Annotated in this window: 20 protein-coding genes; all 20 read left to right on the forward strand. The window is 32.6% G+C overall.

All coding sequences use genetic code 11. The features are described 5' to 3' along the window. The first annotated feature begins 201 nt into the window (after positions 1 to 201). From fabG to GBO31_RS16875, 20 genes are read left to right on the forward strand one after another with little or no spacing between them, the layout of a single operon-like run. A complete protein-coding gene (gene fabG / locus GBO31_RS16780) occupies positions 202 to 933 on the forward strand; it encodes a 3-oxoacyl-ACP reductase FabG (RefSeq protein WP_219009518.1) in 732 nt (243 codons plus the stop codon). Positions 934 to 942: 9 nt separating this feature from the next. After that, complete coding sequence (locus tag GBO31_RS16785; RefSeq protein WP_219009519.1) at positions 943 to 2,160, forward strand: beta-ketoacyl-[acyl-carrier-protein] synthase family protein; 1,218 nt, start codon at positions 943 to 945, stop codon at positions 2,158 to 2,160. A gap of 26 nt (positions 2,161 to 2,186) precedes the next feature. Then, positions 2,187 to 2,432 carry a phosphopantetheine-binding protein gene (locus GBO31_RS16790; RefSeq protein ID WP_219009566.1) on the forward strand — a complete coding sequence of 82 codons (246 nt, stop codon included), beginning with the start codon at positions 2,187 to 2,189 and terminating at the stop codon, positions 2,430 to 2,432. A 9-nt stretch (positions 2,433 to 2,441) separates the two neighbouring features. After that, the gene (locus GBO31_RS16795) at positions 2,442 to 3,332 is read left to right on the forward strand and encodes a lipid A biosynthesis acyltransferase (protein ID WP_219009520.1); all 891 of its coding nucleotides are present in this window, start codon (positions 2,442 to 2,444) and stop codon (positions 3,330 to 3,332) included. A 3-nt stretch (positions 3,333 to 3,335) separates the two neighbouring features. Then, positions 3,336 to 4,259, forward strand: a complete 924-nt coding sequence (locus tag GBO31_RS16800) for a dialkylrecorsinol condensing enzyme DarA (RefSeq protein WP_219009521.1) — start codon at positions 3,336 to 3,338, stop codon at positions 4,257 to 4,259. Positions 4,260 to 4,271: 12 nt separating this feature from the next. After that, positions 4,272 to 5,408: a beta-ketoacyl-ACP synthase III gene (locus GBO31_RS16805; RefSeq protein ID WP_219009522.1), complete on the forward strand. Its 1,137-nt coding sequence runs from the start codon at positions 4,272 to 4,274 to the stop codon at positions 5,406 to 5,408. Next, the gene (locus GBO31_RS16810; RefSeq protein WP_219009523.1) at positions 5,408 to 5,866 is read left to right on the forward strand and encodes a hypothetical protein; all 459 of its coding nucleotides are present in this window, start codon (positions 5,408 to 5,410) and stop codon (positions 5,864 to 5,866) included. The genes GBO31_RS16805 and GBO31_RS16810 overlap by 1 nt, the downstream gene beginning before the upstream one ends. A gap of 34 nt (positions 5,867 to 5,900) precedes the next feature. Beyond that, complete coding sequence (locus tag GBO31_RS16815; RefSeq protein WP_219009524.1) at positions 5,901 to 6,302, forward strand: hypothetical protein; 402 nt, start codon at positions 5,901 to 5,903, stop codon at positions 6,300 to 6,302. Further along, positions 6,299 to 7,297 carry a BtrH N-terminal domain-containing protein gene (locus GBO31_RS16820; RefSeq protein WP_219009525.1) on the forward strand — a complete coding sequence of 333 codons (999 nt, stop codon included), beginning with the start codon at positions 6,299 to 6,301 and terminating at the stop codon, positions 7,295 to 7,297. Before GBO31_RS16815 ends, GBO31_RS16820 begins: the two co-directional genes overlap by 4 nt. A 7-nt stretch (positions 7,298 to 7,304) precedes the next feature. Then, positions 7,305 to 8,063, forward strand: coding sequence for an ABC transporter ATP-binding protein (locus GBO31_RS16825; RefSeq protein ID WP_219009526.1), 759 nt, complete (start codon positions 7,305 to 7,307; stop codon positions 8,061 to 8,063). Further along, positions 8,056 to 9,348, forward strand: coding sequence for an ABC transporter permease (locus tag GBO31_RS16830; RefSeq protein ID WP_219009527.1), 1,293 nt, complete (start codon positions 8,056 to 8,058; stop codon positions 9,346 to 9,348). Before GBO31_RS16825 ends, GBO31_RS16830 begins: the two co-directional genes overlap by 8 nt. Then, a complete protein-coding gene (locus GBO31_RS16835; RefSeq protein WP_219009528.1) occupies positions 9,326 to 9,772 on the forward strand; it encodes an acyl-CoA thioesterase in 447 nt (148 codons plus the stop codon). The genes GBO31_RS16830 and GBO31_RS16835 overlap by 23 nt, the downstream gene beginning before the upstream one ends. After that, positions 9,769 to 10,914: a beta-ketoacyl synthase N-terminal-like domain-containing protein gene (locus GBO31_RS16840; RefSeq protein WP_219009529.1), complete on the forward strand. Its 1,146-nt coding sequence runs from the start codon at positions 9,769 to 9,771 to the stop codon at positions 10,912 to 10,914. The genes GBO31_RS16835 and GBO31_RS16840 overlap by 4 nt, the downstream gene beginning before the upstream one ends. Further along, a complete protein-coding gene (locus tag GBO31_RS16845) occupies positions 10,911 to 11,525 on the forward strand; it encodes a hypothetical protein (protein WP_219009530.1) in 615 nt (204 codons plus the stop codon). The genes GBO31_RS16840 and GBO31_RS16845 overlap by 4 nt, the downstream gene beginning before the upstream one ends. 2 nt (positions 11,526 to 11,527) lie before the next feature. Next, a complete protein-coding gene (locus GBO31_RS16850) occupies positions 11,528 to 11,785 on the forward strand; it encodes a phosphopantetheine-binding protein (protein ID WP_219009531.1) in 258 nt (85 codons plus the stop codon). A gap of 1 nt (position 11,786) precedes the next feature. After that, positions 11,787 to 12,983 carry a beta-ketoacyl-[acyl-carrier-protein] synthase family protein gene (locus GBO31_RS16855; RefSeq protein WP_219009532.1) on the forward strand — a complete coding sequence of 399 codons (1,197 nt, stop codon included), beginning with the start codon at positions 11,787 to 11,789 and terminating at the stop codon, positions 12,981 to 12,983. After that, on the forward strand, positions 12,983 to 14,047 hold the full coding sequence (locus GBO31_RS16860) for a beta-ketoacyl synthase N-terminal-like domain-containing protein (RefSeq protein ID WP_219009533.1): 1,065 nt from the start codon (positions 12,983 to 12,985) through the stop codon (positions 14,045 to 14,047). Before GBO31_RS16855 ends, GBO31_RS16860 begins: the two co-directional genes overlap by 1 nt. After that, positions 14,041 to 14,814, forward strand: a complete 774-nt coding sequence (locus tag GBO31_RS16865; protein ID WP_219009534.1) for a polysaccharide deacetylase family protein — start codon at positions 14,041 to 14,043, stop codon at positions 14,812 to 14,814. The genes GBO31_RS16860 and GBO31_RS16865 overlap by 7 nt, the downstream gene beginning before the upstream one ends. Positions 14,815 to 14,821: 7 nt before the next feature. After that, positions 14,822 to 15,436 carry a LolA family protein gene (locus GBO31_RS16870; RefSeq protein ID WP_219009535.1) on the forward strand — a complete coding sequence of 205 codons (615 nt, stop codon included), beginning with the start codon at positions 14,822 to 14,824 and terminating at the stop codon, positions 15,434 to 15,436. Next, entirely contained in the window at positions 15,417 to 16,040 is a 624-nt protein-coding gene (locus GBO31_RS16875) for a hypothetical protein (protein WP_219009536.1), read from the forward strand. The genes GBO31_RS16870 and GBO31_RS16875 overlap by 20 nt, the downstream gene beginning before the upstream one ends. The last annotated feature ends 1 nt before the right edge of the window (position 16,041 follow it).

A 16,041-nucleotide genomic window follows, 5' to 3' on the forward strand; every position in this document is an offset into this window, starting at 1 on the left:
GATGGTAAATTATTAGGAGATAAATGGTTTGAAAATGCTGAACCTTTTGTTGAAGTAAAGTAGTTTTTTAAATTCCGGCAACATTAGACGATTGTTAAAGTTGCCTGGTTTTTTTTAATATTGTTAAATATATCTTAATTTGGAATAATTGTTGTTTTATGCTTGTTCAATAATTATTTGACCTTAAAACCAAACACGTAAATGAAATACGCCCTTGTAACTGGTGGTTCCAGAGGAATTGGAAGAGCAATAGCTGTAAAACTAGCAAAAGAACTAGAATACCCAGTATTGGTAAATTATCAATCTAATGACGCAGCTGCTAATGAAACAAAAAAGCTGATCGAAGATGAAGGAGGACAATGTTCTTTATTAAAATTTAATGTTGCTGATCGTGAAGATACACATAAGGTATTAGATGCTTGGATAGCTGAAAACCCTGAAGCAACAATTGAAATCATAGTTAATAATGCAGGTATTACAAGGGATGGATTATTTATGTGGATGAAACCAGAAGACTGGCATGATGTATTGAATATAAGTTTAAATGGTTTTTACAATGTGACAAATCATTTGATTCAAAAAATGCTAACAAATAGATATGGTCGTATCGTAAATGTTGTTTCTGTTTCTGGAGTAAAAGGAACAGCAGGACAAGCTAATTACTCTGCTGCAAAAGGAGCTTTGGTTGCTGCTACAAAAGCATTAGCACAAGAAGTGGCTAAGCGAAAGATTACAGTGAATGCAGTAGCTCCAGGTTTTATTAAAACAGATATGACAGCAGAGATGGATGAAAAAGAACTAAAACGAATGATTCCTGTTAATCGTTTTGGAGAAGCGGATGAAGTAGCGGATTTAGTGAGTTTTTTGGCTTCTAAAAAAGCATCTTACATTACAGGTGAAGTGGTAAATATTAATGGAGGAATTTATTCATAGAGGATTAGTATGCGAAGAGTAGTTATCACTGGAATGGGAATTTATTCTTGTATTGGTACGAATGTTGATGAAGTAAAAGAGTCTTTGTATCAAGGAAAATCGGGGATTGTTTATGAACCTTCTCGGAAAGAGTTTGGTTATAGATCTGCGTTAACGGGTACCGTGCCAAAACCCAATTTAAAAAAGGAGTTGAGTAGAAGGCAAAGAGTGAGTTTTGGTTCAGAATCTGAATATGCCTACATAGCTACTAAACAAGCCTTTGATCAGGCAGGAATCGATCAGGAGTTTTTAGATAATGAAGAAATAGGAATTCTGTTTGGAAATGATAGTACGGCAGAATCAGTGATGGAAGCTATTGATAAGATACGAGTAAAGAAGGATACAACATTAGTAGGATCGGGAGGAGTTTTTAAATCCATGAATTCTACAGTAACAATGAATCTTTCAACTGTTTTTAAGTTAAAAGGGGTGAATTTTACCATTAGTGCAGCTTGCGCAAGTGGATCGCATTCTGTAGGAATGGGATATTTGCTAATTAAACAAGGTTTGCAGGATTATGTTTTATGTGGAGGTGCGCAAGAGATCAACGACTATGCATTTGGCAGTTTTGACGGCTTAGGTGTATTTTCTGTTAACGAAGAAAACCCAACGAAAGCATGTAGACCATTCGATAGTCAAAGAGATGGTTTGGTGCCAAGTGGAGGAGGAGCTGCACTTTTCATGGAGACTTATGAAAGTGCAGTAAAAAGAGGAGCTACTATTTTAGGAGAAGTTGTTGGATATGGTTTTTCATCAAATGGAGCTCATATATCTACTCCTAATCAAGAAGGACCTGCAAGAGCTATGAAACGAGCTGTTGATCAGGCTAATATTAAACCTGAAGATGTTGACTATGTAAACGCTCACGCAACTTCAACTCCTATCGGAGATGCTAATGAAGCTAAAGCTATTAATGAAGTCTTTGGGGAATCAAAACCATTCGTAAGTTCAACAAAATCAATGACTGGACATGAATGTTGGATGGCAGGAGCTAGCGAGATAGTGTACTCTTTGATTATGTTGAATAATTCATTTATAGCACCAAATATTAATTTAGAATCACCAGATGAGGATTCAGTAAAGTTAAATTTGGTAAAAGAAACAGTAGATAAAAAAATTGATGTATTTTTGTCGAATTCATTTGGATTTGGGGGCACAAATTCTGCAATCGTCATAAAAAAGATTTAGAATAGAAAAAAATTACTAAAAAGATGATGGAAACAAGTGTAATTGTCGAAAAAGTTGATGACTTTTTGATAGAAGAATTCGAGGTGGAAGCAGATGAAATTGCTCCCGATGCAAACCTTAAGGAAACCTTAGATTTAGATAGTTTAGATTATGTTGATCTTGTAGTAGCTATAGAGGCTACTTTTGGAGTTAAATTAGTAGGAGATGATTTTGTAGGAGTAGAAAGCTTTCAGGATTTTTATGATTTAATAGAACGTAAAGTCAATATTTAAAAGACTAGAATGGCCCAATGGGAAGGTAAAGCTAAAGGAACACCTTTAGGCTATAAAATTTTTATTTTTTTTATAAAGTATTTAGGTCTTAATGCAGCATATACGATCCTTGTATTTGTTGCTGCTTACTATTTGGTGTTTTCTTACTCTTCAACAAAAGCAAGTTATTACTTCTTTAATAAAAGATTAGGTCAATCTTCTATTAAGTCTATTATAAGCATCTACAAGAATTACTTCGTATTTGGTCAAACACTTATCGATAGAACGGCTATATCTTATGGACTTAAAGATAGATTTTCTTTCACTTATGATGGAAGAGAAAAAATTCAACGCCTATTAGAACAAAAAAAAGGAGGTGTAGTCTTTAGTGGACATGTTGGGAGTTTTAATATAGCCAGATATTTTTTTGACGAGTTCGATATGACGGATACTGGAGTTAATTTAATAGTAACCGATCAGGAAAACGAACAGATAAAACAATATGTTGGAGCTGTTTCTTCGGATACTACAATGAAGTTTATTGTTATTCAGGAGGATATGTCACATATTTTTCAAATGAATGAGGTGTTGTCCAATGGAGAAGTTATTGTTTTTGCAGCTGATCGATATGCCGAAGGAATACAGTTTATAGAACAAGATTTTTTTGGAAAATCAGCCAAATTTCCACTCGGTCCTTATAAATTAGCGGCACGTAAAAAGAAACCTATTCTATACATGTATATAATGAAAGGAAAAGGTAAAGAATACAATCTCTATGCCCGTGAACCTGAGTTTAAAGAAACCTCTGTTAAGCCAAGCCATGTTTTAAAAGAATATATACGTTACACTGAAATTATGCTAAAAAAATATCCATTACAGTGGTTCAATTATTATGATTATTGGGACGATCTTAATAACTAAAATATGAAAAGTATATTGGTGTTATATTATAGTCAAAGTGGACAGCTTGGCGATATTTTGTCAAATTTGATGAGCCCACTTAAGCTTGATAAGAACTGTTCAGTTACATTTCAAAAAATTACTCCCGAAGTCCCATATCATTTTCCTTGGGATAAAAAAGACTTTATGCAGGTTTTTCCTGAATCTTATCTCCAAATTCCAAAACCAAATAAACCAATTCCTGATGATATTAAGGTTAAAAAATATGACCTTATCATTCTTGGGTATACAGTTTGGTATCTTTCTCCTTCTATTCCTATAAATTCATTTTTGAAAAGTGAAGACGCAAAAATATTATTAAAAGATACGCCTGTTATTACCGTTAATGCATCCAGAAATATGTGGATTCTAACACAAGAAAAAGTAAAAAAGCTACTAATGGATTGTAAAGCAAAGTTAGTTGGTAATATAGCTTTTGTGGATCGTCATTGGAATCATATAAGTGTGATTACTATCGTCCATTGGATGATGAAAGGAAAAAAAACGAAATATCTTGGTGTTTTTCCTAAACCTGGTGTTTCAGAACAAGATATTAATGAAGCAGACAAGTTTGGTGTAATTATTAAAAAATATCTTTTCAAAGAAAATTATGAACAACTTCAAAAGGATTTAGTAGATAAAGGTGCAGTGCAAATAAAACCTTTTTTAATACGTTCAGATAAATCTGGAAATCATATCTTTAGTAAGTGGTCTGCTCATATATATAAGGTAGGTTTGAAATCACAAAAAAGAAGACAAAAATGGTTGAACTTTTTTGAGTATTATCTACAATTTGCAATTTGGGTTTTTGTACCTATAGTTTTTATTATATTTTTGTTGACTTATTTGCCTTTTTATGCACGAATTAAAAAGGATATTAAATATTATCAATCAATTAGATTAAGGTAGGTTATTACTTTTATGAAGAACGTTTATATAACAAAAACAGGGCATTTCTTGCCAAACGAGCCAGTCTCAAATGACGAAATGGAAAAGAGATTAGGTATGATTGATGATCAACCATCTCGTGCTAAAAGGATCGTTCTGAGAAATAATGGTATTAAAGAAAGGTATTATGCTGTTGATAATAATGGAAATATAACCCATAATAATGCCCAACTCACAAAAGAAACTATCAAAAATCTATGTGATTCGGATTTTTCTGAAAGTCAAATAGAATTACTTTCTTGTGGAACATCTACTCCTGATAATTTATTACCTTCTCATGCATCTATGGTTCATGGGCTGTTAGATACCAAAGAAAGTATTGAGTTAAATACTTCTTCTGGTGTTTGTTGTTCTGGAATGAGTGCGTTAAAATATGGGTATCTTTCTATTAAATCAGATAATACTAATAACGCTGTTTGTACTGGAACTGAAAGAGTTTCAACATGGATGCAATCTAGAAAGTTTGATAAGGAAGTTGAGAATTTAAAGGCATTAGAAGAGCAACCTATAATTGGCTTTAAAAAAGATTTTCTTCGTTGGATGTTATCTGATGGAGGTGGAGCATTTTTATTAGAAGATAAACCTAGAGGAGAAAATTCATTAAGAATTGATTGGATGCAAGCGTATTCTTTTGCACATGAGTTAGAAGCTTGTATGTATGCAGGAGGTGATAAAAATGAGGATGGTACCATAAAACCCTGGAGTGAATATGAACCAGAACAATGGTTGTCTGAATCTGTTTTTTCTTTAAAACAGGATGTGAAGATTTTGGATAAGTATGTAGTTTCAAAGGCAGTTTCGAGTATGAAGGATGCTTTTGAAAAGAATAATTTGAACTTTGAAGAAATAAACTATTTCTTACCGCATATTTCTTCATTTTATTTTGAGGAGAGGTTATATAATGAAATGGTTGATAAAGGTATCTCAATTCCTAAAGACAAATGGTTTACTAATTTAGAACGAGTTGGTAATGTTGGATCTGCCTCTATTTATTTAATGGTAAATGAATTAAAAAATTCAGGACAACTTAAAAAAGGAGATAGGATTCTTGCAATGGTTCCTGAAAGTGGACGTTTTTCGTATTTTCATATTTTGTTAACCGTTTGCTAATGAATAATCAGTTACAAGAGGAAATCAAAGATATCAATTTTATAAAAAAATTGATTCCGCAAAAAGATCCATTCGTAATGATTGATAAATTGATTTATTTTGATTCCGATAAAGTGGTTTCTGGTTATAAAGTTTCTGAAGAGAACATTCTAGCTTCAAATGGTTATTTTACAGAAGGAGGATTGATAGAAAATATGGCCCAAAGTATAGCGCTGCATAGAGGTTATAGAGGTTTTATAAAGAAAGGGAAAGACGGAAAGCCTAAAACAGGTTTTATTGGCTCTATCAAACATGCTACAATTCATGAGTTGCCTAAAGTTGGTACTGAATTGATTACCACAGTTGAAATTATAGCAGAAATCATGTTAGTTTCTTTAGTGATGATTGAAGTGAAGGATACTAATGGAAATTTGTTAGCTTCATCTGAGATGAAAACAATTATAGTAGATTCCCAATAGTCAAATATTTGGGGATTTTTAAAACCAAACTAAGATGAAAAAAGAGGAAGTACCGCAGGATGAAAGTAGCCTTTCTAAGGCTAATATAAAAGAGGTGGTGTATGCCGTTGATAAGGACGGTAAGTATGGTAAAGCTCTTAGTTCTGGTTGGGAGGCGAAAACAATTGCTTTAAATGAGTCATTAGATTTAATTGAAGAACAACTTCAAGAAACTATCCAAAAAATAAAAGAAGGAGAATTAAGTCCTATAGCATTTTACATGGAATCTCAACGCATGGATGTGGTTGTGCTTTCTGGTTATGTTGGAATATGGCAGTGGAGAGTGAAAAGACACTTGAAAGCAAAAATATTCAAAAAATTAGGCGAGAAAACCCTTAAAAAATATGCGGAAGCTTTCGAAATCTCTTTAGAAGAACTTAAAAATCCAAAGATTTGAAAATAAACTTTGAACACAATCAATCAGCCCATTGTGAAAATGGAGTGGTTTCTAATTTGTTAAATTATAATGGACTCCAAGTGAGTGAACCTATGGTTTTTGGGATAGCTTCAGGAGTTTTTTTTATATACATTCCTTTTGTTAAGGTGAATTTTGCACCCATGTTTAGTTTTAGACCAGTTCCTGGTTTTATATTTTCTAGGGTAAGTAAAAGACTCGGTTTTAAAATTAAAAGACATAAGTTTAAATCTAAAGAAAAAGCTCAACAAGTCTTAGATGCTGAGTTGTCGAAGAACAATCCTGTAGGATTACAGGTAGGAGTATATAATCTGACTTATTTTCCAGATGAATATCGCTTCCACTTCAATGCACATAATTTGGTAGTATATGGTAAGGATGGAGATAATTATTTGATTAGTGATCCTGTTATGCAAGATGTAACTACGCTGTCAGCTAAAGAACTGGAAAAAGTACGTTTTGCTAAAGGTCCTTTTGCTCCTAATGGGCATATTTATTATCCTACCGAATTGCCTAATCAAATAGATCTCAAAAAAGCAATTACTAAAGGTATAAAACAGGCATACAGGCATATGTTAGCACCGGTTCCGGTGGTTGGATATAGAGGTATAAGATATGTGGCTAAACGTATTCGTAAATGGCCTGATAAAATTGGAGTAAAGAAAACAAATCATTATTTAGGGCAATTAGTTCGTATGCAGGAAGAAATTGGAACCGGAGGTGGTGGTTTTCGATTTATTTTCGCGGCTTTTTTACAAGAAGCTTCTGTTATTATGGAAAATCCAAGATTAGCGGAATTGTCAGAAGAAATGACTGCAATTGGAGATCAATGGAGAGATTTTGCGATTGATGCTTCTAGATTGTATAAAAATAGGAGCAGAGAAACTGATGCCTATAATAAAATTGCTGATAAGCTAGATGCAATTGGATTGGCGGAAAAAGCTTTTTTTCTAGATTTGAAGAAAGCTATTAAATAGTTATGAGATGGATCAAACTCCTCTTGTTCAAATAAAAAATATCTCTAAACAATATAAGGGAGCAACTTTTCTTTCTTTAGATGATGTAAATCTTGAAATCAAAAAAGGTGAAGTTTATGGGTTGCTTGGGCCAAATGGAGCTGGTAAAACTACTTTGATTTCTATTTTATGTGGTCTTATAAAACCAACTTCAGGAGAAGTCACGATTTTTGATAGAAATCTAAAACAAGAAACTAAAGAAATTCAAAAACTTATTGGAGTTGTACCTCAGGAGTACGCTTTATATCCCAAATTAACAGCCAAAGAAAATTTGTTTTATTTTGGAAGCATGTTCGGAATGACAAAATCCGAATTAAAGCCAATTATTTCTTCTCATTTAGAGACTTTAGGGTTACTTCCGTTTGCAGATAAAAAAGTAAAAACATTTTCTGGAGGTATGAAACGAAGAGTGAATCTGATAGCAGGTATACTTCATAACCCACAGCTTTTATTTTTAGATGAACCTACGGTTGGCGTTGATGTTCAATCAAAGCAAGCTATTACTAATCAATTAAAAGAACTCAATAATAAAGGAACTACGATTATCTATACTTCACATCATCTTAGGGAAGCGCAAGATTTATGTTCCTTAGTCGGTATTATTGATTCTGGGAAAATCATAGCTGAAAATACACCAACTAAACTTATTTCTAATACTAAAGATGCAAGAAACCTAGAAGATGTTTTTATAGAATTGACTGGAAGAGAACTAAGAGATTATGCATAGGTTTTTGGCGTCCATAAAGAAAGAATTTTTGTTGCTCCTTCGAGATCCTGGGGGCCTTATTGTTCTTTTTCTTATGCCAATAGTGCTGGTTGTAACTATTACACTCATACAGGATGCTACGTTTAAATCAGTTTCTAGTAACTCTATAGAAATTTTATTAGTAGATAATGATAAAGGGAAGTTATCTGATGAGATTCAGAAAAGCTTTGCGGATATTGAGTTTTTAGAACCTATTTCACAATTTGAAGAAATTCCGTTGTCAGAAGAAAAAGCAAGGCAACTAGTGGCTTCTGGAGAGTATCAATTGGCTATCGTAATTCCTGAAGGTTTAAGTAGTGAATTACAAAAACAGATTGACAAAAATATAGGTCAAATACTTGAGGAGTTTGAAGGTATAGCTGACTCCTTGAAGGTATCAGATGTTGAGAGAAATTTAATGGTTAGCAAAGTGGTAAAACTTTATTTTGACCCTATTACTCAGGAAACATTTAGAAGTTCTGTGATCTTTGCTGTAGATAAATTGGTAGCAAGTATAGAAACTAAATCAATTTATGAAGCTTTTGAAAAAGAACTAGGTGAATCTGAAAGTTTACGATCTTTTAATAGAGATAACTTTGTAAAATACGAGCAAATTAACCCGTCGCTTTCTGGAGAATCAATTATCCCTAATTCGGTACAACACAATGTACCTGCATGGACTTTGTTTGCTATTTTTTTTATGATTTTACCATTATCATTAAATCTGGTACATGAAAAAGGGCAAGGTACTTTTATTAGGTTACAAACAACACCAACTAGATATAGCACTATAATTGCTGGTAAGGCTTTTTTATTTTTAATAGTGAGCTTATTGCAGTTTACTTTAATTCTTCTAATAGGAGTTTATGTTTTTCCAAAAATGGGCTTACCTGTTTTAGATGTAGGAAATCAGCTAGTTTTATTATACACCGTTGCTTTAAGCGCTGGTTTAGCTGCTATAGGATTAGGGATTTTATTAGGTACTGTTTTTAGTTCACATGAACAGGCGGCTCCGTTTGGTGCGGTTTTAGTAGTGTTATTGGCAGCAATTGGAGGGGTTTGGGTTCCCGTGTTTGCTATGCCTGATACAATGCAAATAATAGCAAAGATTTCACCAATGAATTGGGGTTTAGAAGCTTTTTATGATTGTTTTCTGAGAAAAGGCAGTCTTGTAGATATTCTTCCAGAGATTGGTTTGCTTATTGTGTTTTTTATTAGTACTATCGTAATTGCTATATTATATTATGAAAAGAAAAAGGCGATCTAAGCAAGTTATTACAGATATAAAACACGTTCATGAGGTAAGAGTTAGATTTAATGACTGTGATCCACTGAGCATTGTATGGCATGGTATCTATATAACTTATTTTGAAGAAGGAAGAGAAGCTTTTGGGAGAAATCATGGTATTTCTTATTTACATGTAAAAGATAATGACTATGTAACCCCAATTGTGAATTCTAACTGTGATCATAAGCTTCCTTTGAAATATGGAGATGTAGCGACGGTTGAAACCATATATGTAGATAGTCCAGCAGCAAAAATGATTTTTAGATATAATGTTTATAATCAAAATCAGGAACTGGTTTGTGTTGGAGAGACTACACAGGTATTTTTGGATATGGATGGAAATATGTCTTTAAATATTCCTGAATTTTTTCTGGATTGGAAACGAAAAGTAGGTTTACTATGAGAAAAGTTTACTTAGTAGATGATAATATTGTTTCTCCACTTGGTTTTTCTACACAAGAGAACATTGAGAATCTTCGAAATAATTATACTGGAATTAAGAAAGTAGATAATAGCAATATTTGGTCAGAACCTTTTTATGGAGCAGTAGTTGATAATGAACAACTTTCTGAAGCTTGGAATATGATCTCTAAAAATGATAATGGAGAATATACCAAGCTGGAAAAGATGATTATTTTATCCGTTTCCAAGYTCTTAGACAATAACCCTTCTCTAGATATCACCAAAAGCGGAATAATTATTTCAACAACCAAAGGCAATATCAACAACTTAAGAGATGGTCAGGATAAGAAAGTTTATCTCGGGAGTATTGCAGAAACTGTTCAGCATTATTTTCAGTTAGATCGAACACCTAAGGTTTTATCAAATGCATGTATTTCTGGAGGCTTAGCATTAGCAATTGGTAAAAGAATGATTCAATCAGGTCTTTTTGATGATATCATTGTTGTAGGAGGAGATTTGTTATCAGAATTTACACTTTCAGGCTTTTTTTCTTTTCAAGCAGTAAGTCCAAAACCGTGTAAACCTTTTTGTAAAAATAGAACAGGAATTAGTTTAGGAGAAGCAGCCGCATGCGCTTGGTTATCTGGAAATAAAGAATATGCTTCAGAACAACCTATTAGTATAGCTGGAGATGCTTCGGCAAATGATGCTAATCATATATCAGGACCTTCTAGAACCGGAGAAGGTTTATTTATAAGTATTACAAGAGCATTAGCAGAAGCGGATTTGAATAGCGATCAGATAGATTATATTACAGCACACGGAACCGCAACACCTTTTAATGATGAGATGGAGGCAATTGCATTCAATCGTGCTGGTTTGCAAAACGTACCACTAAATAGTCTTAAAGGTTATTATGGACATACATTAGGAGCATCGGCATTAATTGAGAGTATTATTGCAAGGCATTGTTTAATCAACAATGAACTCATCGCATCAATAGGATTTGAGGAACTTGGTGTTTCACAACCTGTTAATGTAATCACCAAAAATGAAAAAACTAAGTTAACTCGCGTGTTAAAAACGGCTTCTGGTTTTGGAGGTTGTAATGTTGCTTTAATAATAGAAAAACTGACCGATTGAAAACAGAAAATTTTTACATATCTGATTTTTGTACACTGCGAAATGGTAAAGTCTCTAAAAATGGTGAACAGGTATATTCGAATTTAGAATCCGAAAATATTAAGGATTTTGCAAAAGGAATCTATAAGTTTTTGGAATTGAAATATCCAAAGTTTCACAAAATGGACGAATTGTGTAAGCTAGGTTTTCTAGCAACCGAAATTTTATTCCAAGATATGGAGAAAATTGACGAGAATACAGCATTGGTTTTATCTAATAAAGCTTCTAGTCTAGATACCGATAGAAAACATCAAGATAGTATTAACAATAGAGAGGATTTTTACCCTTCTCCAGCTGTATTCGTTTATACATTGCCCAATATTATTATGGGTGAGATAAGTATAAAAAATAAATTGAAAAGTGAAAATGCATTTTTTGTATCAAAACGTTTTGATGCTGAATTTATGACTAAGTATTCAGAAATTTTGCTAGAAACAGAAAAAGCAACTAACGTTATTTGTGGATGGGTTGATTTGGATAATGATAAATATGACGTATTTTTGGCTTTTCTTTCAAAAAAAGGTGAAAAAGAGCTAACAAAAAAAGAATTAAACAATTTATATAATCAATAACTATGGCTGAATTAAAGGAAGAGCTTAAAGAAAAGATAATAGAACAATTAAGTCTTGAAGATGTAGAAGTGAGCGAAATTGGTGATGATGATCCTCTTTTTGGCGATGGTCTTGGTCTAGATTCAATTGATGCTTTAGAACTTATTGTACTATTGGAAAAGGATTATGGGATAAAATTAAAAGATCCTAAAGAAGGAAAAGCTATTTTCGAGTCTATTAAAGTAATGGCTGATTATATTTCAAAACATCGCACGAAGTAATATGAGTAAGGGCGTTGCCATAACTGGTATGGGAATTATTTCTTCTATTGGTAATAATGTAGAAGAAAATTTGAATGCTTTAAAATCAGTTTCTCATGGAATTTCCAGAATAGATTTATTGGAAACTCGTCATAGGGATCAAATTATGGTCGGTGAGATTAAGAAAACTAATAACGATCTGGAAAGAGAGTTAGGTCTTAATCCATTAAATAGTTTTTCTAGAACAGCTATGCTTGGTACTATAGCTGCAAAAGAAGCTTTAGCAGATGCCCAAATTTCTGATGTTAACGAATACAGAACAGGTTTTATTTCAGGAACTAGTGTAGGAGGTATGGATACTACGGAAAAGTACTATCTACAATATCCGGAATCTGAAGAAAATAGACGATATATCAAAGCACAACATGCAGGTTATACAACACAATCTGTTTCAAATTACTTAGGTATACATGGATATGTCTCCACAATAAGTACAGCTTGTTCTTCTGCAGCAAACGCTATTATGTTAGGAGCGCGAATGATAAAGGCTGGTAAAATTGATAGAATGATTGTTGGAGGAACAGATGCTTTGTCGAAATTTACAATTAACGGTTTTGGTACACTAATGATTTTATCTGATGAAGAGTGTACTCCTTTTGATGATAACAGAAAAGGTCTAAATTTAGGAGAAGCTGCAGCATTCTTAGTTTTAGAAAGTGATGAAATTGTAGAAAAAGAAAATAAAAATATTCTTGGAAGAGTAGCAGGTTGGGCAAATGCTAATGATGCCTATCATCAGACAGCTTCTTCATCTGATGGAGAAGGCGCTTATCTAGCTATGAAAAAAGCACTAAAAATAGCGGGACTAAAACCACAAGATATTGATTATGTGAATGCACATGGTACTGCAACTCCGAACAATGATCTATCAGAAGGAGTGGCAATGACTAGAATTTTTGGAGAGGAAAACACTCCTGTTTTTAGTTCTACAAAAGCATTTACGGGACACACGCTTGCTGCGGCAGGTTCTGTAGAAGCTGTTTATTCACTATTATCGCTTCGTGAGAATTTAATTTTTCCTAATTTGAATTTTAAAACTAAAATGAAAGAGTTTTCATTGGTTCCTCAAACCGAGTTAATTCCAAAAGAAATGAAAACGATTTTGTCTAATTCTTTTGGTTTTGGAGGAAATTGTTCCACTTTAATTTTTACGAAATAATGAGTGATTGCTACATAAATGGTATAGCCAATATTTCGGCGCAACCAACGTCGGATCCAAATTTATTTCTTGATGAAATAATTTCTCATAAGGAATCTATATTTAGATCTCATGACCCTAATTATAAAGAATACATAAAGCCAGCAGCGATGCGGCGTATGTCTAAATCTGTAAAAATGGGTGTTACAGCTGCATCTATGGCTTTGAAGAGTTCAGGTGTGGAAATGCCAGACGCAATTATTACAGGTACAGGTATGGGATGTAAACAGGATTCTGAAAAGTTTCTTGAAAAAATCCTTTATGATGACGAGCAATTTTTAACTCCAACATTATTCATCCAATCTACGCACAATACTGTAGGAGGACAAGTAGCTCTTGGATTAGGATGTAAGGCATATAATTTAACTTATGTTCAGGGTGCAGCATCTTTTGAAACTTCTTTAATCGATGCTCAACTAATGTTATCCGAAGAATCGGAAAAGAATGTACTAGTAGGAGGTATTGATGAAGTAGCAAAGAATTCTACATTACTTCATAAATTAGATGGTCAGATTAAAGGCGATGATATTAATGTGATTGATCTTTTTAACTCTGGAACTGGAGGAACAGTACATAGCGAAGGTGCTACCTTTATGGTTCTTAGTGGCGAAAAGACAGAAAATAGCTATGCTAAAATGGTGGATATTGAAACCATCAGTAAAGCAAGTGAGGTGGAGATTAAAGATATCATAGAATCTTTTTTAGACCGTCAAGGAGTTACCATGGATAGTGTAGATGCAGTAGTTCTAGGTAATAACGGAGATATAGGGTATGATCACTACTATGAAAATTTACAAACATCTATTTTTTCCAATACAGAACAGCTATGCTATAAACACCTAATTGGGGATTATCCAGTAGCTTCTAGTTTTGGGTTTTGGCTTGGTTGTAAAATTTTTGAAAATAATAGGGTTCCAAGTATTCTAAAGGTTAATGAGGTATCTGCAAAAAAATATGATACTATACTCTTATATAATCAGTATCTAGGGAAGAACCATAGTATCGCGTTATTGCAAAGATGTTAATCAGAAATACAGTTAATATCATAACCGTTTTAGCTGGCGTATTGATGTTAGCAGCAATAATATTTTATAAGCTCCCTTGGTGGAGTTTATTTATTTTACTACTTATCTGGTTTCTAATTACTGCCTATGGAGTAGCTAATATTAGGTCAGGTTATTTTTTGAAAAGCCTTAGTAGTAATCCTAGAATTAATGAAAGAAAAATAGCTATTACCTTTGATGACGGTCCAGACCCTAATACTTTGGAAATTCTTGAATTATTGGATAAGTATGATGTGAAATGTACTTTTTTTTGTATCGGAACACAGATAGAGCAATATCCTGATATAGCCAAGARGATTACAGATAGTGGTCATGTCATCGGGAATCATACCTTTAGTCACAGTAAATTTATTGATATGTATGGGACTAAAAGATTTATAAGCGAGATAGAAGATGCTGATCAAATAATAGAAAAACATACCAAAAAAAGATCATTATTATTTAGGCCTCCTTATGGAATCACCAATCCTAATATTGCAAAAGCAGTAAAAACAACTGGACACTCTGTAATAGGTTGGAATAAGAGATCGTTTGATACCACTATTCCTTCTGAAAAAGTGATTCTTAAAAGAGTTACCAAAAACCTAAAAAATGGGGATGTAATACTACTTCATGATACAAAAAAAATAACTTTGTCAGTATTGGAACAATTGTTGTTATTTTTGCAAAAGAATAATTTTACAACAGTAACAATAGATGAACTATTTTCAATACAAGCATATAAGTAAGCTTTTCATGTTAATAGCATTTTTAGCTAGTTTTTCATGGATACAAGCACAGGAAGTAAAACTTTCAGCTTCTGAGGCTACTACTTTTATAAATGATGTAAGTAAGAGTGCTAAGCAATCCAAAACCATTGTAAATACATTTACACAATTAAAGCATATAGATTTTTTATCTAATGATATAGAAAGTAATGGTGATTTATATTTTAAATCTCCTAATATTATCAAATGGTCATATACAAAACCTTATAAGTATAGTGTGATTTTTAAGGATAAGAAATTATACATTAATGATGCAGGTAAGAAAAGTGATATCAATCTAGCTTCAAATAAGGTGTTTAAAAAATTGAATGATCTGATTGCAAAAAGTGTAAGTGGAGATATGCTAGATGAATCTCAGTTTGCGATGCAATTTTTTAAAAACAAAGGTATTTATATTGCTAAATTAGCTCCTAAAGATCAAACATTGAAAAATATGTTCAAACAGATAGTATTAGGTTTTGAGTCTAAAAGTTATCTGGTCTCAAGTGTAAAACTTATTGAGCCTTCTGGAGATTATACACTAATTAAGTTTAAAAATACTTCTGTCAACAAACCTATTCCGGATGCGGTATTTATACATTAGTATATTTCTTTTTTGTTGTATAAGTTGTAAAGTAGCAACAGTAAAAGATTATACAGAAACAGATATAGAAGGTGATGAATTATTTCAGAACCCTTATTTTTCTAGTTCTGTTGTTGATTATGTTTACAAAGCGGATATAAAAGTATACGGAAATGAATTTAGTGGTATTCTGATTCTAAAAAAAGTAGCCCCTTTAAAACACCGTATCGTTTTTACTTCTCAATTTGGAACTACTTTTTTTGATTTGGAAATAGAAAATGATTCTTATCGTATCAATAGTATTGTAGAACAGTTGGATAGAAAAATCATCCTAAATACCCTGATACGAGATTTTTCATTGTTAATAAAAGAAAAAGGTGCTGTAACAGGAAAGTATTACAATGATGAATTCACAGTACTGCAAAGTGACAGTAATAAGAGAAGTAATTATTATTTTTATGAGCTTGCTAATAAAAGATTACATAAGATTGTTCAGGCTACAAAAAGAAAAGAAAAAGTGATTATACGGTTCAAAGAGTTTTCAAATAATCAAGTTGCTGAAAATATTCGTATTGATCATAAAAATATTAAATTAAATATTGAATTAAATTTTTTAAAAAAATAAT

Source organism: Aquimarina litoralis (genome assembly GCF_019295435.1).
Lineage (GTDB): Bacteria > Bacteroidota > Bacteroidia > Flavobacteriales > Flavobacteriaceae > Aquimarina > Aquimarina litoralis_A.